The organism is Pseudomonas carassii (assembly GCF_036324045.1).
GTDB lineage: Bacteria > Pseudomonadota > Gammaproteobacteria > Pseudomonadales > Pseudomonadaceae > Aquipseudomonas > Aquipseudomonas peradeniyensis.
In genome coordinates, this window is the sequence record NZ_JAZDCT010000025.1 from 1 (window position 1) to 22,039 (window position 22,039).

At 66.5% G+C, this 22,039-nt stretch carries 17 protein-coding genes; 10 read left to right on the forward strand and 7 right to left on the reverse strand.

Features of this window, described 5'->3' with window-relative positions; genetic code table 11:
- Window positions 1-5: 5 nt before the first annotated feature.
- The gene (locus V0R62_RS18035; protein WP_330104713.1) at window positions 6-884 is read right to left on the reverse strand and encodes a LysR family transcriptional regulator; all 879 of its coding nucleotides are present in this window, start codon (window positions 882-884) and stop codon (window positions 6-8) included.
- 97 nt (window positions 885-981) lie between these two features.
- Between V0R62_RS18035 and V0R62_RS18040 the strand changes: the two genes are divergently transcribed.
- The 6 genes from V0R62_RS18040 to tadA all read left to right on the forward strand — a co-directional run bounded on the left by V0R62_RS18040 (window position 982) and on the right by tadA (window position 7,596).
- Entirely contained in the window at window positions 982-1,737 is a 756-nt protein-coding gene (locus tag V0R62_RS18040) for a sulfite exporter TauE/SafE family protein (protein WP_330104714.1), read from the forward strand.
- Window positions 1,738-1,787: 50 nt separating this feature from the next.
- Window positions 1,788-2,345 (forward strand): sugar ABC transporter ATPase, encoded by a 558-nt coding sequence (locus tag V0R62_RS18045; RefSeq protein ID WP_330104715.1) that lies wholly within the window; start codon window positions 1,788-1,790, stop codon window positions 2,343-2,345.
- 86 nt (window positions 2,346-2,431) lie between these two features.
- Window positions 2,432-3,901 carry an IMP dehydrogenase gene (gene guaB, locus V0R62_RS18050; RefSeq protein ID WP_186713895.1) on the forward strand — a complete coding sequence of 490 codons (1,470 nt, stop codon included), beginning with the start codon at window positions 2,432-2,434 and terminating at the stop codon, window positions 3,899-3,901.
- A 77-nt stretch (window positions 3,902-3,978) separates the two neighbouring features.
- Window positions 3,979-5,556: a glutamine-hydrolyzing GMP synthase gene (gene guaA / locus V0R62_RS18055; protein WP_186658345.1), complete on the forward strand. Its 1,578-nt coding sequence runs from the start codon at window positions 3,979-3,981 to the stop codon at window positions 5,554-5,556.
- Window positions 5,557-5,734: 178 nt separating this feature from the next.
- Window positions 5,735-7,117 carry a multicopper oxidase family protein gene (locus V0R62_RS18060; protein WP_330104716.1) on the forward strand — a complete coding sequence of 461 codons (1,383 nt, stop codon included), beginning with the start codon at window positions 5,735-5,737 and terminating at the stop codon, window positions 7,115-7,117.
- Window positions 7,117-7,596: a tRNA adenosine(34) deaminase TadA gene (gene tadA, locus V0R62_RS18065; RefSeq protein ID WP_330104717.1), complete on the forward strand. Its 480-nt coding sequence runs from the start codon at window positions 7,117-7,119 to the stop codon at window positions 7,594-7,596. Before V0R62_RS18060 ends, tadA begins: the two co-directional genes overlap by 1 nt.
- A 144-nt stretch (window positions 7,597-7,740) precedes the next feature.
- Here tadA and mltF read toward each other — a convergent pair whose 3' ends face one another.
- A complete protein-coding gene (gene mltF / locus V0R62_RS18070; RefSeq protein WP_186713899.1) occupies window positions 7,741-9,198 on the reverse strand; it encodes a membrane-bound lytic murein transglycosylase MltF in 1,458 nt (485 codons plus the stop codon).
- 361 nt (window positions 9,199-9,559) lie between these two features.
- Here mltF and purL point away from each other — a divergent pair, with 361 nt between their 5' ends.
- On the forward strand, window positions 9,560-13,459 hold the full coding sequence (gene purL / locus V0R62_RS18075; RefSeq protein WP_330104718.1) for a phosphoribosylformylglycinamidine synthase: 3,900 nt from the start codon (window positions 9,560-9,562) through the stop codon (window positions 13,457-13,459).
- Between the two features lie 2 nt (window positions 13,460-13,461).
- Complete coding sequence (locus V0R62_RS18080; RefSeq protein WP_050704166.1) at window positions 13,462-13,773, forward strand: NGG1p interacting factor NIF3; 312 nt, start codon at window positions 13,462-13,464, stop codon at window positions 13,771-13,773.
- A gap of 127 nt (window positions 13,774-13,900) precedes the next feature.
- On the opposite strand, the gene nagE is transcribed toward V0R62_RS18080, so the two are convergent.
- Genes nagE through V0R62_RS18105 form a run of 5 tightly spaced genes read right to left on the reverse strand, consistent with a single transcriptional unit; the run spans window position 13,901 to window position 20,987 of the window.
- Window positions 13,901-15,562, reverse strand: coding sequence for an N-acetylglucosamine-specific PTS transporter subunit IIBC (gene nagE, locus V0R62_RS18085; RefSeq protein WP_330104719.1), 1,662 nt, complete (start codon window positions 15,560-15,562; stop codon window positions 13,901-13,903).
- A gap of 12 nt (window positions 15,563-15,574) precedes the next feature.
- Window positions 15,575-18,118: a phosphoenolpyruvate--protein phosphotransferase gene (gene ptsP, locus V0R62_RS18090; protein ID WP_330104720.1), complete on the reverse strand. Its 2,544-nt coding sequence runs from the start codon at window positions 18,116-18,118 to the stop codon at window positions 15,575-15,577.
- Window positions 18,119-18,136: 18 nt separating this feature from the next.
- Window positions 18,137-19,159, reverse strand: coding sequence for an SIS domain-containing protein (locus V0R62_RS18095; RefSeq protein ID WP_186734075.1), 1,023 nt, complete (start codon window positions 19,157-19,159; stop codon window positions 18,137-18,139).
- The gene (gene nagA, locus V0R62_RS18100; protein WP_330104721.1) at window positions 19,156-20,244 is read right to left on the reverse strand and encodes an N-acetylglucosamine-6-phosphate deacetylase; all 1,089 of its coding nucleotides are present in this window, start codon (window positions 20,242-20,244) and stop codon (window positions 19,156-19,158) included. The genes V0R62_RS18095 and nagA overlap by 4 nt, the downstream gene beginning before the upstream one ends.
- 11 nt (window positions 20,245-20,255) lie before the next feature.
- Window positions 20,256-20,987, reverse strand: coding sequence for a GntR family transcriptional regulator (locus tag V0R62_RS18105; protein ID WP_110738341.1), 732 nt, complete (start codon window positions 20,985-20,987; stop codon window positions 20,256-20,258).
- A gap of 529 nt (window positions 20,988-21,516) precedes the next feature.
- Between V0R62_RS18105 and V0R62_RS18110 the strand changes: the two genes are divergently transcribed.
- Both V0R62_RS18110 and V0R62_RS18115 read left to right on the forward strand, forming a co-directional pair.
- The gene (locus V0R62_RS18110) at window positions 21,517-21,756 is read left to right on the forward strand and encodes a hypothetical protein (RefSeq protein ID WP_330104722.1); all 240 of its coding nucleotides are present in this window, start codon (window positions 21,517-21,519) and stop codon (window positions 21,754-21,756) included.
- Complete coding sequence (locus V0R62_RS18115; protein WP_028691619.1) at window positions 21,753-21,995, forward strand: DUF3077 domain-containing protein; 243 nt, start codon at window positions 21,753-21,755, stop codon at window positions 21,993-21,995. The genes V0R62_RS18110 and V0R62_RS18115 overlap by 4 nt, the downstream gene beginning before the upstream one ends.
- Window positions 21,996-22,039 lie beyond the last annotated feature (44 nt).

The following is a 22,039-nucleotide window of genomic DNA, read 5'->3' on the forward strand; positions in this document are numbered from 1 at the left end:
GGCCTTCAGCCTTGCATGATCGCCACGAACTGACGCACCAACTCCCCGGCATCCCGCCGGCAAGCCAGCGCCACGGTACTTTGGCACGCCTCGACCAACGGCACGAAACGCACCAATGGCGGGGCGATCTCGCGCATGCTCGCCGGCAGCAATGCCACCCCGAACCCGGCCTGGATCAGCTGCAGTTGGGTGGTCTTGCGCGATACCACCTGCGCCGCCTGGGGAAAGAATCCCTCGTTCATGCACAACGACGCCGACAGGTAGCTCAACCCGCCGCGCTGACGATGGGGTATGGAAATGAAGCGTTCCTCGCGCAGTTGCCCCAGCCGGACACTGCCCGCCGTGGCCAGTGGGTGGCTTGCCGCCACCGCCAGCAGCAGGGGCTCGTCGAACAACGCATGCAGCTCAACGCCCTCATGCTGGCGCAGCACCGGCAGGCGCAGCAGGCCGATTTCCAGGCGGCCCTCGGCGATGTCCTCCAGTTGCGCCTCCGAGGATTGCTGGGCGATCTCCAGGGAGACGCCGGGGTTGTCCTCGAGGTAGGTGCCGAGGCGCTGCAGCAGTTGCCCAGTCAACGGCACGGTACTGGAGTGGTTCAGCCGCAGGCTGCCGCGCAGGCCCTGGCCCACTTCACGGGCCAGGCGTTCGGCCTTGTCCAGGTCGGCCAGCAGGCGCCGGGCGCGATCGAGGAAGGCCTGGCCGGCGGCGGTCAGCCGTGGCTGGCGGGCGGTGCGTTCGAACAGTGCGGCCCCCAGGTGCAGCTCCAGCTCCTTGATCTGCCGGCTGAGGGCCGACTGGGCGATGTACAGCCGCTCGGCGGCGGCACTGAAGCTGCCAGCCTCGGCGATTTCGACGAAATAGCGCAGTTGGCGGATCGAAGTCATGTCATGCCTTTTCAAGATAACTCATGGCGTAAAGGTATATTAGTCGGCATGGCTTGTCGCTGGCTAACCTTCAGTGGTCTCCCGAGGAACTGTCGCGATGCTCGCTCAATTGTCGTTTTCCACGCTCGACTGGCTACCCATCCTGCTGGGAGTAGGGGTGGCCTATATCGTCTTCGGCATCGCCGGCTTCGGCACCGCGCTGGTCGCCGGCCCCGTGCTGATCCACTTCATGCCGTTGTCGCGGATCATTCCATTGCTGGTGTTGCTGGACTTCGTCGCCGCCTTCGGCAACCTGCTGCCGTCGCGGCGCGACGTGGTGCGCGGCGAACTGCTCAGGCTGCTGCCGTTCATGGCCGTGGGCTGCACGCTGGGCGTGGTGTTCCTGCTGCGCCTGAAGTCGGATGTGCTGCTGTTGCTGATGGGGCTGTTCGTCACCGCCTACGCGGTCTACGGCCTGGCGGTGAAGGTGCGGCCGGCGAGCCTGTCGGGTGCCTGGGCGGTGCCTATGGGCACGGTGGGCGGGTTGTTCGGTGCCCTGTTCGGCAGTGGTGGTTTTTTGTACGCGATCTACCTCAGTGCACGGCTGGAGGCCAAGGAGCAGGTGCGGGCGACCCAGGTTGCGCTGATCAGTTGCAGCACGGTGGTGCGCCTGTCGCTGTTCCTGATCGCCGGGGTGTATGCCGACGCCGACCTGTTGCTGCTGGCCGCCTGCCTGCTGCCGGTGATGTTCGTCGGTACCTGGCTGGGCCGACGGCTGACCCTGAAGCTGTCCCGCGAGGCTTTCGTGCGATTGATCACCTGGCTGGTGCTGGCCAGCGGCCTGGCGTTGATCGGTCGCTACCTGAGCGCCTGAGCAGGCGGTAGAATTGCGCCATTACCGCAGTTCGCAGGCCCGCCTCAAGCATGAACACCCAGAGCATCATCGTCCCCAAGCTGTCCACCGTGCCGGTTCACGAAGCCCGTGCCCGCGCCATCCTGCGCTGGCTGGTGCGCGAAAAGATCGTCGAGGAGCAATTGAGCACCTGCGGTCGCACCGGCAACCGCATGGGCCATGCCCTGGCCGAAGGGGCGCGCAAGGTGGCCCTGCACCCCGAGAAGCTGCCACTAGGCGAACAGGTCAATGGCCTGGAGGTGATGCTCAAGCGCTGCATCTACACCCCCACCGACGGTTTTCTCGAGGAGGCCGGCTGCCCGGAATGCCGGCGCGAGGTAGGCGAGCCGCTGTTCGAGAGCCTGGAGGAGTGGATGCCGGGGGTGAGCGACAACTTCACCTGCCCGCTGTGCGGCTTCGAGGATGACATCAATGGCTTCCTCTACCTGCAGCCGTGTGCCTTTTCCAACCTGGGGTTCATCTTCAATAACTGGGGCGAGGCCGGGTTCACCCAGGCCTTCCTCGACAGCTTCGCCGACTGGCTGGACCAGCCGGTGGCGGTGGTGCAGGTAAAACTGCCGCACGGCTGACCGAAGGCCCTTATTTTGCATTGAGCGGCGCGCCATGGATGGGTATAATGGCGCGCTTCCATTTTTCCCTCCCGGGAGCCCCCGCGATGCTGCGTATCAGCCAAGAAGCCCTGACCTTCGACGATATCCTCCTTGTACCTGGCTACTCCGAGGTACTGCCCAATGAAGTCAGTCTCAAGACCCGTTTGACTCGTGGCATCGAGCTGAACATTCCCCTGGTCTCCGCCGCCATGGATACCGTGACCGAAGCGCGCCTGGCCATCGCCATGGCCCAGGAAGGCGGCATCGGCATCATCCACAAGAACATGACCATCGAGCAGCAGGCCGGCGAAGTACGCAAGGTCAAGAAGTTCGAGGCTGGCGTGGTCAAGGACCCGATCACCATCGACGCCGACGCCACCGTGCGCGACCTGTTCGACCTGACCCGCCTGAACAACATCTCCGGTGTTCCGGTGCTGGCGAACGGTGACCTGGTCGGCATCGTCACCTCCCGTGACGTGCGTTTCGAAACCCGCCTGGACGCCAAGGTCCGCGACGTGATGACCCCCAAAGAGCGTCTGGTCACCGTCCGCGAAGGCGCCGACAAGAACGAAGTCCGTGAGCTGCTGCACAAGCACCGCCTGGAAAAAGTCCTGATCGTCGACGACAAGTTCGCCCTCAAGGGCATGATGACCGTCAAGGACATCGAAAAAGCCAAGGCCTACCCGCTGGCCAGCAAGGACGACCAGGGTCGCCTGCGCGTCGGCGCCGCGGTCGGCACCGGCAAGGACACCGGCGAGCGCGTAGCCGCCCTGGTGGCCGCCGGCGTTGACGTGGTGGTGGTGGACACCGCCCACGGTCACTCCAAGGGCGTGATCGACCGCGTTCGCTGGGTCAAAGAGAACTACCCGCAAGTGCAGGTGATCGGCGGCAACATCGCCACCGGCGCCGCCGCCAAGGCCCTGGCTGAAGCCGGCGCCGACGCGGTCAAGGTCGGTATCGGCCCGGGCTCGATCTGCACCACCCGTATCGTCGCCGGTGTCGGCGTGCCGCAGATCAGCGCCATCGCCAACGTCGCCGCCGCACTGGAAGGCACTGGCGTGCCGCTGATCGCCGACGGCGGCATCCGTTTCTCGGGTGACCTGTCCAAGGCCATCGTAGCCGGCGCTTCCTGCGTGATGATGGGCTCGATGTTTGCCGGTACCGAAGAAGCCCCGGGTGAAGTCGAACTGTTCCAGGGCCGTTCCTACAAGGCTTACCGCGGCATGGGCTCGCTGGGTGCCATGGCACAGGCGCAAGGCTCCTCCGACCGTTACTTCCAGGACTCCTCGGCCGGCGCCGAGAAGCTGGTACCGGAAGGCATCGAAGGCCGTGTGCCGTACAAGGGCGCCCTGGCCGCGATCATCCACCAGCTGATGGGCGGCCTGCGTTCGTCCATGGGCTATACCGGCAGCGCGACCATCGAAGAGATGCGTACCAAGCCGGAGTTCGTGCGCATCACCGGTGCCGGCATGGCCGAGTCCCACGTGCATGACGTGCAGATCACCAAAGAAGCCCCTAACTACCGCGTAGGCTGAGGCTTCCAGCAATTACCGAACGGGGCTGTCATACACAGCCCCGCGTCGTTTCCGATTTCCACTGACGAGATTGAGTCATGGCCCTCGACATTCACGCTCACCGCATCCTGATCCTCGATTTCGGTTCCCAGTACACCCAGCTGATCGCCCGCCGCGTGCGCGAGATCGGCGTGTACTGCGAACTGCACCCGTTCGACATGGACGATGAAGCGATCCGCGAATTCAACCCGCGCGGCATCATCCTGGCCGGTGGCCCCGAGTCGGTCCACGAAGCCAACAGCCCGCGTGCCCCGCAGGCCGTGTTCGACCTGAAGGTCCCGGTGCTGGGCATCTGCTATGGCATGCAGACCATGGCCGAGCAGATGGGCGGCAAGGTCGAAGGTTCCGACCTGCGCGAGTTCGGCTACGCCCGCGTCGACGTGGTCGGCAAGAGTCGCCTGCTCGACGGCATCGAAGACCATGTCGATGACGACGGCGTGCTGGGCCTGGACGTGTGGATGAGCCACGGCGACAAGGTCACCCAGATGCCGGGCAACTTCAGCGTACTGGCCAGCACCCCGAGCTGCCCGATCGCCGGCATGTACGACGACGCCCTGGGCTACTACGGCGTGCAGTTCCACCCGGAAGTGACCCACACCAAGCAAGGCGGTCGCATCCTGTCGCGCTTTGTCCAGGACATCTGCGGCTGCGAAGCCCTGTGGACCGCCTCGAACATCGTCGAAGACGCCATCGCCCAGGTGCGTGCACAGGTGGGTTCGGCCAACGTCCTGCTCGGCCTGTCCGGCGGCGTTGATTCCTCCGTGGTTGCCGCGCTGCTGCACCGCGCCATCGGCGACCAGCTGACCTGCGTGTTCGTCGACAACGGCCTGCTGCGCCTGCACGAAGGCGACCAGGTGATGGCCATGTTCAAGGAGAACATGGGCGTCAAGGTCATCCGCGCCGATGCCGAGAAGCAGTTCCTCGACAACCTGGCCGGCGAAGCCGACCCTGAGAAGAAGCGCAAGATCATCGGTCGCACCTTCATCGACGTGTTCGATGCCGAGGCCAGCAAGCTGGAAAACATCCAGTTCCTCGCCCAGGGCACCATCTACCCCGACGTGATCGAGTCGGCCGGCGCCAAGAGCGGCAAGGCCCACGTGATCAAGTCGCACCACAACGTCGGTGGCCTGCCGGAGGAGATGAACCTCAAGCTGGTCGAGCCGCTGCGCGAGCTGTTCAAGGACGAAGTGCGCAAGATCGGCCTGGAGCTGGGCCTGCCTTACGACATGGTCTACCGCCACCCGTTCCCAGGCCCGGGCCTGGGCGTGCGCATCCTTGGTGAAGTGAAGAAGGAATACGCCGACATCCTGCGTCGCGCCGACCACATCTTCATCGAAGAACTGCGCAAGGCCGACTGGTACCACAAGACCAGCCAGGCGTTCGTGGTGTTCCAACCGGTCAAGTCGGTCGGCGTCGTCGGCGACGGCCGTCGCTACGCCTGGGTCGTGGCCCTGCGTGCCGTCGAGACCGTGGACTTCATGACCGCGCGCTGGGCGCACCTGCCGTACGAGCTGCTGGAAACCGTCAGCGGCCGTATCATCAACGAAATCGACGGTATCTCCCGCGTCACCTACGACGTGTCGAGCAAGCCGCCGGCCACCATCGAGTGGGAATGAGTTGAGCCACAAGGGCGCCGCAAGGCGCCCTTGTTGTTTCTGTTTCCTGTGCCGGCCTCTTCACGGGGTGGGACAACACTTCACTTAATCTTTCTCACTTGCAGGTGTATCGTATTCGCCCTTCATCGCCAGCCGCTGCTGGCAGACTGATTGCGCAAAACACGAGGTACCCGCACCAATGTCCTTTACCCGTCGACAAATGCTCAAGGGCCTGACCGGCCTCGTGGTGGTAGGCCTGGGCGCCGGAGGCGCGGCACGCTACTGGTTGGGCAAGGTCGAGGACGACAACGCCGGGCACGACTACGAGCTGATCGCAGCGCCCCTGGACGTCGAGCTGGTGCCAGGCTTCAAGACCGAGGCCTGGGCCTTCGGCCCGTCGGCGCCGGGTACCGAATTGCGCGTGCGCCAGGGCACCTGGCTGCGGGTGCGCTTTATCAACCACCTGCCGGTGGAAACCACCATCCACTGGCATGGTATCCGCCTGCCGCTGGAAATGGACGGTGTGCCGTATGTTTCGCAGTTGCCAGTCAAGCCGGGCGAATACTTCGACTACAAGTTCAAGGTGCCGGACGCCGGCAGCTACTGGTATCACCCGCATGTCAGCAGCTCCGAAGAGCTGGGTCGCGGCCTGGTCGGGCCGTTGATCGTCGAGGAGCGCGAGCCGACCGGCTTCAAGCACGAACGCACCCTGAGCCTGAAGAATTGGCATGTGGACGAGCAGGGCGCCTGGATGCCCTTCAGCGTACCCCGCGAGGCGGCGCGCAATGGCACGGCTGGGCGGCTGATCACCATCAATGGCCAGGCCGACTCGGTGACCGAACTGCCGGCCGGGCAGGTGGTGCGGGTGCGCTTGCTGAACCTGGACAACACCTGGACCTATCGGCTCAATCTAAAGGGCAACTGCGAGGCGATGATCTACGCCCTCGACGGCAACCCGGTCACACCGCGCCCGCTGGACGACGAGTACTGGCTTGGCCCGGGCATGCGTATTTGCCTGGCGATTCGTATCCCCCAGGCGGGCGAAGAAATCTCCCTGCGTGACGGTTTCGTACGCCTGGGCACCCTGCGCTCGGTGGCCAGCAGCGAGGCACCGAGCGACTGGCCGAAGGCCTTGCCGGCCAACCCGGTGGCCGAGCCGGACCTTGAGAACGCCGAGAAGCTCAACTTCAATTTTGAATGGGTCGGCAAGGTCTCGGTCAATACCGAGAACGGCAAGCCGCCGAGCCTGTGGCAGATCAACGGCCAGGCCTGGGACATCACCGACAAGACCTGCGCCGACCGGCCGATCGCCACCCTGCAGAAGGGCAAGAGCTACATCTTCGAACTGAAGAACATGACCCAGTACCAGCACCCGATCCACCTGCATGGCATGAGTTTCAAGGTGATCGCCTCCAATCGCCGCAAGATCGTCGAGCCGTGGTTCACCGACACCTACCTGCTGGGCAAGAACGAACGGGCGCAGGTGGCGCTGGTAGCGGACAACCCGGGTACCTGGATGTTCCACTGCCACGTCATCGACCACATGGAAACCGGCCTGATGGCCGCGATCGCGGTGGTCTGATGCGACCGCAGATCATCGATCGCAGCCGCGATCAGGAATTCATGCGCCTGGCCCTGGAACTGGCGGCCCAGGGTGCCGCCATGGGCGAGGTGCCGGTGGGCGCGGTACTGGTGCAGCATGGCCAGGTGATCGGCCAGGGCTTCAACCGGCCGATCATCGACAGCGACCCCAGCGCCCACGCCGAAATGGTGGCGATCCGCGCTGCGGCCAAGTCCGCCAGCAACTACCGGTTGCCGGGCAGTACCCTGTACGTGACCCTGGAGCCATGCAGCATGTGCGCGGGGCTGATCGTCCATTCGCGGGTGGCGCGGGTGGTCTATGGGGCACTGGAGCCCAAGGCGGGGATCGTGCAGAGCCAGGGGCAGTTCTTCAGCCAGGGGTTCCTCAACCATCGGGTGATGTTTGAGGGTGGGGTGCTGGCAGAGGAGTGCGGAACGATCTTGAGTGAGTTCTTCAAGGCGCGGCGGGCGAAAGCCTAGCTGACACGATCCCTGTAGGAGCGGCCTCGTGCCGCGAAAGGGCCGCAAAGCGGCCCCAGCGATCTTTGCTCAACTCTGAAATCCTGGGGCCGCTGCGCAGCCCTTTCGCGGCACAAGGCCGCTCCTACAAAGGGCGGTGGCGTGTCACATCGGCGGTGACTGTTCCGCCGGCTTGTCCTTGTTCACCGCCGGCACATGCAGGTTGCCCTCGGCCACCTGGCCTTCGAGCTGTGGCTGCGTGACCCAGGTGAGAATGTCGTAGTAGCGACGGATGTTGGCCACGAAATGTACCGGCTCGCCGCCGCGGGCATAGCCGTACTTGGTCTTGCTGTACCACTGCTTCTGCGACAGGCGCGGCAGCATCTTCTTCACATCCAGCCACTTGTTCGGGTTCAGGCCTTCGCGCCTGGCCAGGGTGCGGGCGTCTTCCAGGTGGCCGCTGCCGACGTTGTAGGCGGCCAGGGCGAACCAGGTGCGGTCCGGCTCCTTGATGCTGTCGTCGAGCTGGTCCTTGACCAGCATGAAGTACTTGGCGCCACCCTGGATGCTCTGCTTGGGGTCCAGGCGGTTGGACACGCCCATGGCCTGGGCGGTGCGCTGGGTCAGCATCATCAGGCCGCGCACGCCGGTCTTGGAGGTGACTTCCGGCTGCCACATCGATTCCTGGTAACCGATCGCGGCGAGCAGGCGCCAGTCGACCTGCTCGACCTTGGAGCTGGTCTTGAAGTGCTTTTCGTACTTGGGCAGGCGCTGCTGCAGGTGCTGGGCGAAGGTGTAGGCGCCAACATAGCCGAGGACATCGACGTGGCCGTAGTAACGGTCCTTCAGACGCTGCAGGGTGCCGTTCTTCTGCGACTTGTCGAGAAACTCGTTGATCTCGTTGAGCAGGCTGTTGTCTTCGCCAGCGGCCACCGCCCAGCGCTGGTCGCGGGTGTCGCCCAGGTCGAAGGCCACGCGCACGTTGGGGAAGTACACCTGGTTCATGGCCAGCTCGTTGGAGTCGACCAGGGTCAGGTCGATCTGGCCCTCATCGACCATGCGCAGCAGGTCGACCACCTCGACGGCGTCGGACTCCTCGTACTCCAGCCCCGGGTTCTGCTTTTTCAGCTCGGCGAGCTGGTCGGCGTGGCTGCTGCCCTTGAGCACCATGATCTTCTTGCCGACCAGGCCCTTGGCGCTGGTCGGCCGCGAGCGGCCATTGCGGTAGATGACCTGCGGGGTCACCTCGAGGTAGGGGTGGGAGAACTTCGCCTGGGCGGCGCGGCGCTCGCTGCTGACCAGGCCGGCGGCGGCCAGCACCGGGCCGGACGGCTTGCCCAGCTGGTCGAACAGTTCGTCGAGGTTGTCGGCGGTCTCGATCTCCAGCTTCACGCCCAGGTCGTCGGCGAAGCGCTTGACCAGTTCGTATTCGAAACCGGTTTCGCCGTTGCGGTCCTGGAAGTAGGTGGCCGGGCTGTTGCGGGTAATCACGCGCAATACGCCATCCTCCTTGACGCGTTCGAGGGTGCTGGGTTTTTCAACGCAGGCACCGAGCATCAGGAAGAGTCCGGTTGCGAGGAGCCATCTGGCGCATCGCTGGCGCAAAGCAGTGTGGGCGAACATAGGGTGCAGTATACGCAAAGGACCGGCGGCGCCATATCTCGACAATGGTTGGCAGGTCTGCTAGCAGGTTCTGTGCAGCAGCGGCTCGATTCCTTTGTAGGAGCGGCCTTGTGTCACGATGGGCTGCGCCACAGCGGCCCCCGAGGGTTTTCCCAGCACAGCAGTGAATTTAGGGCTGCTGCGCAGCCCATCGCGACACAAGGCCGCTCCTACAGGGACCGCGCGAAGTTGGTGTATTTTTTGACCCCTGGGTCCGGTTCCACCGCCCGGCAGCATTGGCTTTGAGCGGGTGCCGAAAGCCTGCGAATTAGGCTAGAATGCACGGCCTCTAAGCACACCCCTTCCTGAGGCTGTCCCGACGATGTTGATCCTGCGCGGCGCTCCTGCCCTTTCTGCCTTTCGCCACGGTAAATTACTCGAGCAACTGAGCCAGAAAGTCCCCGCTGTTACTGGTTTGTATGCCGAATTCGCCCACTTCGCCGACGTCGACGGCGAGCTGATCGCCGACCAGCAGCAGGTGCTGGGCCGTCTGCTCAAGTACGGCCCGAGCGTGCCGGTGCAGGAGCCAGCCGGCCGCCTGTTCCTGGTCGTGCCGCGCCTGGGCACCATCTCGCCCTGGGCATCCAAGGCCAGCGACATCGCCCACAACTGCGGCCTGCAGTCGATCCAGCGCCTGGAGCGCGGCATCGCCTACTACGTCGCCGGTAACATTTCCGACGCCGACGCCCAGGTGCTCGCCGCCGAGCTTCACGACCGCATGACCCAGCGCGTGCTGGCCAAGCTGGAAGATGCCGCCGACCTGTTCAGCCACGCCCAGCCCAAGCCGATGACCTCGGTGGACATCCTCGTCGGTGGCCGCGCCGCCTTGGCACAAGCCAACATCGACCTGGGCCTGGCCCTGGCCGAGGACGAGATCGACTACCTGGTCAACGCCTTCCAGGGCCTCAAGCGCAACCCGAACGACATCGAACTGATGATGTTCGCCCAGGCCAACTCCGAGCACTGCCGCCACAAGATCTTCAACGCCAGCTGGGACATCGACGGCCAGGCGCAGGAGAAGAGCCTGTTCGGCATGATCAAGAACACCTACCAGATGCACAGCGAAGGCGTGCTGTCCGCTTACAAGGACAACGCTTCGGTGATCGTCGGTAGCGTCGCCGGCCGCTTCTTCCCGAACCCTGAGACCCGCCAGTACGGCGCGGTGCAGGAGCCGGTGCACATTCTGATGAAGGTCGAGACGCACAACCACCCGACCGCCATCGCCCCGTTCTCCGGCGCCTCCACTGGCTCCGGCGGCGAGATCCGCGACGAAGGCGCCACCGGCCGTGGCGCCAAGCCCAAGGCTGGCCTGACCGGCTTCACCGTATCCAACCTGCGTATCCCGGGCTTCGAGCAGCCATGGGAGAAGCCGTACGGCAAGCCTGAGCGCATCGTCGACGCCCTCGACATCATGATCGAAGGCCCACTGGGCGGCGCCGCGTTCAACAACGAATTCGGTCGCCCGGCGCTGACCGGCTACTTCCGCACCTTCGAGCAGGGCATCAACACCCCGCACGGTGAAGAAGTCCGTGGCTACCACAAGCCGATCATGCTCGCCGGCGGCATGGGCAACATCCGTGAAGACCACGTGCAGAAGGGCGAGATCACCGTCGGCGCCAAGCTGATCGTGCTCGGCGGCCCGGCCATGCTGATCGGCCTGGGCGGCGGCGCCGCCTCGTCGGTCGCCACCGGCGCCAGCTCGGCTGACCTGGACTTCGCCTCGGTACAGCGCGAAAACCCGGAAATGGAACGCCGTTGCCAGGAGGTCATCGACCGCTGCTGGCAGCTGGGTGACAAGAACCCGATCGCCTTCATCCACGACGTCGGCGCTGGCGGCATCTCCAACGCCTTCCCGGAGCTGGTCAACGACGGTGGCCGTGGTGGCCGCTTCGAACTGCGCAACGTGCCCAACGACGAGCCGGGCATGGCCCCGCACGAGATCTGGTCCAACGAATCGCAGGAGCGCTACGTGCTGGCGGTCAGCGCCGAGGACTTCGAGCGCTTCCAGGCCATCTGCGAGCGTGAGCGCTGCCCGTTCGCGGTCGTGGGCGAGGCCACCGAAGAGAAGCACCTCACCGTCACCGACAGCCACTTCGACAACACCCCGGTGGACATGCCGCTGGACGTGCTGCTGGGCAAGCCGCCGCGCATGCACCGTTCGGTCACCCGCGAAGCGGAGCTGGGCGATGAGTTCGACCCGAGCACCCTGGAACTCAAGGACTCGGTCGAGCGCGTCCTGCGTCACCCGGCCGTGGCCAGCAAGAGCTTCCTGATCACCATCGGCGACCGTACCATCACCGGCCTCGTGGCCCGTGACCAGATGGTCGGCCCGTGGCAGGTGCCGGTGGCCGACTGTGCCGTCACCGCCACCAGCTTCGACGTCTACACCGGTGAAGCCATGGCCATGGGCGAGCGCACCCCGCTGGCCCTGCTCGACGCCCCGGCGTCCGGCCGCATGGCGATCGGCGAGACCCTGACCAACCTGGCGGCCTCGCGCATCGAGAAGCTGTCCGACATCAAACTGTCGGCCAACTGGATGTCCGCCGCCGGCCACCCGGGTGAAGACGCCCGCCTGTACGACACCGTCAAGGCCGTCGGCATGGAGCTGTGCCCGGAGCTGGGCATCACCATCCCGGTCGGCAAAGACTCGATGTCGATGAAGACCCAGTGGAGCGAAGCGGGCGAGCAGAAGAGCGTCACCTCGCCGATGTCGCTGATCATCACCGGCTTCGCCCCGGTCACCGACATCCGCAAGACCCTGACCCCGCAACTGCGCATGGACAAGGGCGAAACCGACCTGATCCTGATCGACCTGGGCCGTGGCCAGAACCGCATGGGTGCCTCGATCCTGGCGCAGACCCATGGCAAGCTGGCCGCCCAGGCGCCGGACGTCGATGACGCCGAGGACCTCAAGGCGTTCTTCGCCGTGATTCAGGGCCTGAACGAAGACGGCCACCTGCTGGCCTATCACGACCGTTCCGACGGCGGCCTGATGACCACCGTGCTGGAAATGGCCTTCGCCGGCCACTGTGGCCTGGAGCTGGAACTGGGCAACCTGACCAGCAAGCGCGAGAAAGTCGCGGCCATCCTCTTCAACGAAGAGCTGGGCGCGGTGATCCAGGTCCGTCAGGACGCCACGCCGGATGTGCTGGCGCAGTTCAGCGCCGCAGGCCTGGGTGAGGATTGCGTCGCCGTGATCGGCCAGCCGATCAACAACGGTGAAGTGCTGATCAACTTCGAAGGCGAAGAGCTGTTCAACGGCGATCGCCGCCTGCTGCAGCGCCAGTGGGCCGAAACCAGCTATCAGGTCCAGCGCCTGCGCGACAACGCCGACTGCGCCGACCAGGAATTCGACGCCCTGCTCGAAGAAGACAACCCGGGCCTGTCGGTCAAGCTGGGCTACGACGTCAACGACGACATCGCCGCGCCGTACATCAAGAAAGGCGTGCGTCCGCAAGTGGCGATCCTGCGCGAGCAGGGTGTCAACGGCCAGGTCGAGATGGCTGCCGCCTTCGACCGCGCGGGCTTCGCTGCGGTCGACGTGCACATGAGCGACATCCTGTCTGGCCGTGTCGACTTCGAAGCCTTCAAAGGTCTGGTGGCCTGCGGCGGCTTCTCTTACGGCGACGTGCTGGGTGCCGGTGAAGGCTGGGCCAAGTCGGCGCTGTTCAACGCCCGTGCCCGCGATGCCTTCCAGGCCTTCTTCGAGCGTACCGACAGCTTCGCCCTGGGCGTGTGCAACGGTTGCCAGATGATGTCCAACCTGCACGAGCTGATCCCGGGCACCGAGTACTGGCCGCACTTCGTGCGCAACCGCTCGGAGCAGTTCGAGGCCCGCGTGGCCATGGTCGAGGTGCAGAAGTCCAACTCGATCTTCCTGCAGGGCATGGCCGGTTCGCGCATGCCGATCGCCATCGCCCACGGTGAAGGCCATGCCGAGTTCGCAAGCGAAGAGGCACTGCTGGAAGCCGATCTGTCCGGTTGCGTGGCCCTGCGCTACGTCGACAACCACGGCAAGGTCACCGAAGCCTACCCGGCCAACCCGAACGGCTCGCCGCGTGGGATCACCGGCCTGACCAGCCGCGACGGCCGCGTGACCATCATGATGCCGCACCCGGAGCGGATGTTCCGCGCCGTGCAGAACTCCTGGCGCCCAGATGAGTGGCAGGAAGACGCGGCTCTGATGCGCATGTTCCGCAATGCGCGGGTGTGGGTGAACTAAGGGTGTACAAGCTCGCCTTCTTCGTCCCCGACAGCCATGTCGAGGTGGTCAAGGCCGCCGTGTTCGCCGCCGGTGGCGGACGCATCGGTGACTACGACCACTGCGCCTGGCAGACCCTGGGCCAGGGCCAGTTCCGCCCGTTGGACGGCAGCCAGCCGTACCTCGGGCAGACCGGCCAGGTCGAGGTGGTCGAGGAGTGGAAGGTGGAGCTGGTGGTGGCTGATGCGCTGATCGCCCAGGTGGTCGCCGCGCTCAAGCAGAGCCACCCGTATGAAACGCCGGCTTATGAGGTTTGGCCGCTGGCCGATTTCTAAGGCTAGTGCCATCGCTGTAGGAGCGGCCTTGTGCCGCGAAAGGGCCGCAAAGCGGCCCCGGAATTCCAGCGTTTTCGTCAAGATTGCCGGGGCTGCTGCGCAGTCCTTTCGCGACACAAGGCCGCTCCTACATGTCTTGCAGCGCCTGGCTCAGTCCAGGCGCTCGCGCTCCCACCAACAGATGCCACACCCCACCCGCCTGCGGACTCACTCCCTGGCAGCCCAAGGCGGCCAGGCGTTCCTGCTCTACCTTGGCCTCATCCCTGACTCGCACTCGCACTCGGCTCGAGGCCACGCACTGCGCCTCCAGCACATTCTCGCGCCCGCCCAAGGCCTGCAGCCATTCATCCGCAACGACCGTCTCGGTGACCACTGCGGCCTTCTCGACAACCGGTGCCGCCACCCGCGCATGGGGCAGCTCCCCGCGAATCTCGTCGGCCAGCGCATCGGCCATCGGCCCCACCACCACCTGCAGGCTGCCACCGGTACCGGGGCGTACCACGGCGAGGGCACCGAGGGCTTTCAGGTCCTGGTCGCGGGCCAGGTTGCGGTCGACCAGTACCAGGCGCAGGCGCGTGGTGCAGGCATCCACGCCCTGCAGGTTGGCCGCGCCGCCGAGGGCGTCGATATAGCGCCGGGCCCGTGGCGCATCGCTGCCCTCGGCCTGGCTGGCCGCCTGTTCCTCGCGACCGGGTGTCTTCAGGTCGAAACGGCGGATGCAGTAGTCGAACACGAAGTAGTAGACCAACCCGTAGAGCACGCCCACGGGGAACACCAGCCAGCCGTTGCTCGAACGTCCCCAGCCTAGGGCCATGTCGATGCCGCCGCCGGAGAAGGTGAAGCCCAGGCGGATCCCCAAAAGGTCACAGATGGCCATGGACAGCCCGGTCAGCAGCGCATGGATCAGGTACAGCAGCGGCGCCAGGAACATGAAGGCGAATTCGATCGGCTCGGTGACCCCGGTCAGTGCCGAGGTCAGCGCCATCGACAGCAGCACCCCGCCGATCAGCTTGCGCCGCTGTGGCAGGGCGTGGCGGTACATGGCCAGACAGGCGGCGGGCAGGCCGAAGATCATCACCGGGAACATGCCAGTCATGAACTGCCCAGCGTTCGGGTCGCCAGCAAAGAAGCGCGCCAGGTCGCCCGTGACCACCTGGCCGCTGGCCGCCTGGAAGCTGCCGAAGACGAACCACACCAGGTTGTTGAGGATATGGTGCAGGCCAGTGATGATCAGCAGCCGGTTGAGCACGCCGAAGAAGAACGCGCCGATGCTGCCGCTCTCCAGCATCAGCTGGCCGAGTGTGTTGATGCCGTGCTGGATCGGTGGCCAGATCAGGCCGAACAGCAGCCCGAGAAACACCGCCGACACCCCGGTGGCGATCGGCACGAAGCGCCGGCCACCGAAGAACGCCAGGTAGTCCGGCAGCTGAATGTCCTTGAAGCGGTTGTACAGGCCGCCGCCGAGCAGGCCGCAGATGATGCCGGCGAGCATGCCCATGTCGATCTTCGGATCGATCACCTTCAGCGTCGCCACCAGCACCAGGTAGCCGATGGCGCCGGCCAGGCCCGCGGTGCCGTTGTTGTCGCGGGCGAAGCCCACGGCGATGCCGATGGCGAAGATCAGCGCCAGGTTGGCGAAGATCGCTTGCCCGGCGTCATGCACCAGGGCGATGTCGAGCAGGTCGGTGTCGCCCAGGCGCAGCAACAGGCCGGCGATGGGCAGGATGGCGATGGGCAGCATCAAGGCGCGGCCGAGCCGCTGCAGGCCCTGGATGAAGTGCTGGTACATGGTGCGCTCCGATTATTGTTGTAGGGCCATGGGGGCCGCGGGTTGGGCGTGGGATTGCGCGGCGAAGTCGCGGCAGGCCTGGCGTACGGCCCCGGCGCTGGCCAGGCCCAGCAGGCCCTGGCTGAAGCGGCGGCAGGCGCTGGCGTCGAGCTGGCGGACCAGGGCTTTGATCTCGCCGATCTGCGGCGCGCTGACCGACAGCTCGGCCACGCCGAGGCCAACCAGTACCGGCGTGGCCAGCGGGTCGGAGGCCAGCGCGCCGCACACGCCGACCCAGCGGCCGTGCTTCGCCGCGCCTTGGCAGGTCAGCTCGATCAGGCGCAGCAGCGCCGGGTGCAGGGCATCGACCCGCGCCGCAAGCCCAGCATGGTCACGGTCCATGGCCAGGGTGTACTGGGACAGGTCGTTGGTGCCGATGGAGAAGAAGTCCGCATGCTCGGCCAGGCGCTCGGCGAGCAGCGCCGCGGCCGGCACTTCGATCATCACCCCCAGTTCGGCGCGCGCCGTCACGCCCAGCTCGGCGGCCAGCCGGTCGAGGCGCTGGCGGATGGCGATCAGCTCGTCGACCTCGGTGACCATCGGCAGCATGATCCGGCAGCGCCGCTGCGGGCTGACCTGGAGCAGGGCGCGCAGTTGCTGGTCGAGCAGCTCCGGACGGACCTGGCCCAGGCGGATGCCGCGCAGGCCCAGCACCGGGTTGGCCTCGGCCGGCAGGGGCAGGTAGTCGAGCTGCTTGTCGCCGCCGACGTCGATGGTGCGGATGATCACCGGGCGCTCGGCCATGGCGTCGAGCACCGCCTGGTAGGCGTTGCGCTGCTCGGCCTCGTCCGGTGCGGTGGGGCGGTCGATGAACAGGAACTCGCTGCGCAGCAGGCCGATGCCGTCGGCGCCCAGAGCCAGGGCCTGGGCGGCCTCTTCGGCACTGGCCACGTTGGCCGCGACCTCGATCAACTGGCCATCGCGGGTACGCGCGCCTTGCTGCGCGGCGGCCTGCTGGCGCTGGCGGATTTCGCGGCGCTGCTGCAGGTGGCAGTGGACCTCGGCCAGGCGTTGCGGGGCGGCCTGGGTTTCCAGGCGGCCCTGGTCGGCGTCCAGCACCAGGGGCGTGCCGGCGGGCAGGTCGAGCAGCGCTTCGCCCACGGCCACCAGGCATGGCAGGCCGCGGGCACGGGCGAGGATGGCGACGTGCGAGGTGGCGCCACCGGCGGCCATGCACAGCCCGGCGACATCGTGACGGGCGAGCAGCAGCAGGTCGGAGGGCGTCAGTTCGTGGGCGACGACGATGGCCGCCGGCGGCAGGCGCAGTTGCCGGGTTTCGCCGAGCAGGGCGCGCAGCACTCGCTGCTGCAGGTCATAGAGGTCGTTGGCGCGCTCGGCCAGCAACGGATTGCCCAGGCTGCGCAGGACCTGGCACTGGGTCTCGATGGCGCGGCTCCAGGCATGGCTGGCGGCGACGCCGCCGGCGATATGCTGGCGGGCGTCGCCGAGCAGGGCCGGGTCGTCGAGCAGGGCCAGGTGGGCCTCGAGGATCGCCGCCGCGTCCTCCTGGCCGCGAGGCAGGTGCCGCCAGTCGCGGTCGATGGCATGGCGGACCTCGGCCAGGGCAGTGTTCAGCGCCTGGTGCTGCTCGGCGGGGTCGTTGTCGCCGCTGTCCGCCGGCAGGCTGATGCCGTCCAGGCGCGCCAGTGGCCCGAGGGCGAGGCCGGGGGCGGCGCAAACCCCGTTGAGCACGCCGGGCTCGGCATTGGGTTTGGGCGTGGCGATGCTTGTGGGGGCATGCGCGGCATGGCGCTCACCGACCGAGGCGGTCTGCACGGCGGCGATCAACGCCTGCAGCGCAGCCTGGCTGTCCGGCCCGGTGCAAATCAGTTCGACTTCGGCGCCTTCACCAACGCCCAGGCCCATGACCGCCACCAGGCTGGTGAGGTCGGCCTCGCGCTCGGCGAAACGCAGCACGGCATGGCTCTGGAAGCTTTGCGCGGTCTGGCGCAGCAGGGCGGCAGGGCGGGCGTGCAGACCGCCGTGATGAGCGACCCGGGCATGACCGCGTGCGCACTCATGGCTGACCGGGCGTGCCTGCGCTTCGCTGCCTGTGGCCTCGACCTCCAGCAACGCCGCGCCCAGGCGCGAAGCGCCTGTGTCCAGTCGCGTCAGGCCAAAGCCCGGGCCATTGCTGACCAGCATCACGGTGACCAGGCTGACGCAGTGCTGCGCCACCAGGTCCATGTCGAAGCGCACCAGCGGTTGACCCAGGGTCACCTGGTCGCCCAGCGCCACCAGCGGCGAGAAACCGCGCCCCTGCAACTGCACGGTGTCGACACCGATATGCAAGAGGACTTCCGCGCCGTTGGCCGCGCGCAGGGTCAGCGCATGGCCGGTGCGAGCCAGTTGCACCACTTCGCCCGCGCAGGGCGCGTGCAGCACGTCGTTCAACGGGTCGATGGCGACGCCGTCGCCCAGGGTACCGCTGCTGAACACCGGGTCCGGTACCTGGTCCAGCGGTACCTGCGGTCCGGCGAGCGGGGCATGGAGGATGATCTTGTTATTGTCGGGCATGCGCTGTTCCTCGCGGCTTCACTGCGTGCAGGTCACTTTGCTCAGGTGGCGCGGCTGGTCGGGGTCGAGGCCGCGGGCCTCGGCCAGGGCCGCGGCCATGATGTAGAAGCTCTGGATCGCCAGCAGCGGGTCCAGGGCCGGGTGTTCGGCGCAGCTCAGGGTGAGGTCGCGCCCGGCGATATCGGCCGGCGCCGCCAGCAGCACGCGGGCGCCGCGCTGACGCATGTCGGCGGCCAGCTGCAGCAACCCGGCCTGCTCGACGCCACGGGGGGCGAACACCAGCAACGGGTACTGGGCATCGATCAGGGCCATCGGGCCATGGCGCACTTCGGCGCTGCTGAAGGCCTCGGCCTGGATCACCGAGGTTTCCTTGAGTTTGAGCGCGGCCTCCTGGGCGATGGCGAAGCCCGCGCCACGGCCGATCACCATCAGGCGCTCGCTGTCGCGCAGGGTGTCGATGGCCGGGGTCCAGTCCTGCGCGGCGGCCTCGCGCAGCTGCGCGGGCAGGGCAAGGCCGGCTTCCAGCAGGGCGCGGTCCTGGCCCCAGTGGGCGACCAGGCGGGCGCCGGCAGCCAGGGTGGCGACGAAGCTCTTGGTCGCCGCCACCGACAGCTCAGGGCCTGCGCACAGCGGCAAGTGGTGCTGGCAGGCCTGCTCCAGGGGCGAGCCTTCGGCGTTGACCAGCGAGACCGTGGTCGCCCCGCACTGGCCCAGGCGGCGCAGGCTGTCGACCAGGTCCGGGCTCTGGCCCGACTGCGAGAAGCCCAGCGCCACCTGGCCACGCACCCGCAGCGGTGCCTGCTGCAGGGTCACCACCGACATCGGCAGGGAAGCCACCGGCAGCCCCAGTTGCTGCATGGCGATGTAGGCGAAGTAGCTGGCGGCGTGGTCCGAGCTGCCTCGGGCCACGGTCAGCGCCACTTGCGGATCGAGCCGGCGCAGCTGTTCGGCCAGGGTTTCCAGGCGAGGGTCCAGCGTCTGCGTCTGACGTTCGACGACCTCGGCGCAAGCGCGGGCTTCTTCGAGCATCCTTGAACTCATGCGGTTTCTCCTTCGATCATCACGGCGGTCAGGTTCAGTTGGCGGTCCAGCAGCACCGCGTCGGCCCAGGCGCCCGGTTGCAGGCGGCCACGGTCGGCGATGCCGAGATAATCGGCGGGATGGCGGGACAGGCGTTCGGAGGCTTCGGCCAGCGGCAGGCCGATCTTCACCAGGTTGCGCAGGGCCTGGTCCATGGTCAGGGTGCTGCCGGCCAGGGTGCCGTCGGGCAGGCGCACGCCGCCCAGGCACTTGGTCACGGTGTGGCTGCCCAGGCGGTATTCGCCGTCGGGCATGCCAGCGGCGGCGGTGGAGTCGGTCACGCAGTACAGGCATGGGATCGAGCGCAGGGCCACGCGCATGGCGCCGGGGTGCACGTGCAGCAGGTCGGGAATCAGCTCGGCGTAGCGGGCATGGGCCAGGGCCGCGCCGACGATGCCCGGCTCGCGGTGGTGCAGCGGGCTCATGGCGTTGTACAGGTGGGTGAAGCTGGTGGCGCCGGCCTCCAGGGCCGCCACGCCTTCTTCGTAGCTGCCCAGGGTGTGGCCGAGCTGCAGGCGGATGCCGCGCTGGCTCAGGGCCTGGATCAGCGGCAGGTGGCCGGCGATTTCCGGGGCGATGGTGATGACCTTGATCGGCGCCAGGGCCAGGTATTCCTCCACCTCGTCGAGCAGTGCCTGGTGGGCGAAGTTCGGTTGCGCGCCGAGCTTGCCGGGGTTGATGTACGGGCCTTCCAGGTGCACGCCGAGGATGCGTGCGCCCTGGCGCGGGTGCTTGAGGTGCTCGCCCAGTTCGGCGAGCACGCGGGTCAGTTCCTCGCGGGGCGCGGTCATGGTGGTGGCCAGCAGCGAGGTTGTGCCGAAACGCCGGTGGGTGCGGGCGATGGTGGCGAAGGCGTCGCCGCCCTGCATGATGTCGCTGCCCCCACCGCCGTGCACGTGCAGGTCGATGAAACCGGGCAGCAGGTACGGCAGGTCGTTGGCCTGCGGGTCGCACGACGTACCGTCGATGGCCCGGATGCGGCCGTTTTCGAGGTGCAGTTGTCCGCGCACCCAGCCGTCGGGGGTGAGGATGTTGGCGATGTCCATGGGGGCTCCGGTCAGCGTCGCAGTTCGGCGACGAAGTCGTAGTAGTCGTTGCGGCAGTAGGTGTCGGTCAGCTCGATGGCGGTGTTGTCGTCGAGGTAGCCGATCCGGGTCATCAGCAGCATGGCGGTGCCGGGGGCGATGCCCACCTGGGCGGCCAGCTCGTCGCCGGCGTTGATCGCGCGGATGTGTTGCAGGGCGCGGACCACCGGGCGGCCGAGCCGGTCGAGGTGCTGGTAGAGCGAATCGCCGATGGCCTGCGGGTCGCCGAGCAGGCGGGCGGGCAGGGTGCTGACCTCCACCGCCATGACGATGTCGTCGGCCTTGCGCAGGCGCTTGAGGTGGACCACCTGGTCGGTGGGCGATAGACCGAGGCGGATCAGTTCGTCGTTGCTCGGGGTGCCGATGCTGCGCTCGAGCCACTGGGAGCTGGGCACGAAGCCTTTCATGCGCAGCATTTCGCTGAAGCTCGACAGGCGTGACAGGGGTTGTTCCAGGCGCGGGGTGATGAAGGTGCCGGAGCCCTGGATGCGATGGATCAGGCCTTGTTCGAGCAGGACCTCGAGGGCCTTGCGCGCGGTGACCCGGGAGATGTCCAGGGTTTCGCTGAGGGTGCGCTCCGAGGGCAGGGCCTGGTCGGCGGTCCATTGGCCGGCATGGATGGCCTGCTCAAGGTTGCGCGCCAGCTGCAGGTAGAGCGGGGTGGCGCTGGTGTCGTCGGGGCGCAGGGCCGATAGAGGACGCATGGGCGGTGTCCGGTATTGTTGTTGGGTGGAAAATTAATACCACCTTAATACCAGGTCAATACCACTGGTCTGATCAGGAACCTCGTTTTTGATTCTGGGGGCGCTTTGCGCCCCTTTCGCGACACAAGGCCGCTCCTACAGGAGTACGCGCATCCTTGTAGGAGCGGCCTTGTGTCGCGAAAGGGCTGCGCAGCAGCCCCCGGCGATCTTGAAGGCTGTCAGATATTTCCGAACCTGAAACCAAATGCTTCAGCCAGCAAAGCTTGGGAACTATCCTACGCGCTTGCCGGAAGCCGCCGCGTTGTCGGGGAAATACCCCAGGGATAACTTCATCGGGTCGCCAGATTTGGTGACCGGGTGTGAGAACCCGCATCACGAAGAACGCCGCTCTGCTATGGCAGCCGTGCGCGGGCAGGTTCTGCCTGACCGGTTTTCTTCGTGACCGGGTTCTCACTCCGTGTACGGCTGCCACCCAATCATGTGAGAACGATCAAGTGGCGGTTCCTGTTAATCACGAAGGAACTTCCCAATGAAAAAACGCGTACCTGACCCACCCCGTCTCGCACCCTTCATCAGTATCCGTTCCACGCTCACCCGCGAGGAGGCGATGGCCGCTGCTGTCGAGGTAGCCACCGCCATTTCCGATGTCCTCGATATCTACTTCAAGACCGAACCCGGAGAAGCCCAGGACCGCCTGTTCACCACCAGCGACTACCTCGGCCAACTGGCCTGCGCCCTGCTCGAACACAAGCCGCAGGTCCGGCCATGACTCGCGGCCACACCGCAGGCCGCACGGTCTGCCTGGACCTGTTCAAGGTCGAGCCCGGCGTTTCCTTCGAGGATGCCTTCAGCGAGTTGTCGGTGCTGCTTGGCTGCATCCGCCACCTGACCTGCGAGGCGGAAATGGAAGGTGACCTGCTGGCCGGCAGCTCGGCGCGGATCCTCAGCGCCATGGCCAAGGCGTTGATCGATGATATGGAGGTGGGGTTGAACAGGAAGACCTCATGACGCCCGGGGGCCGCTTTGCGGCCCTTTCGCGACACAAGGCCGCT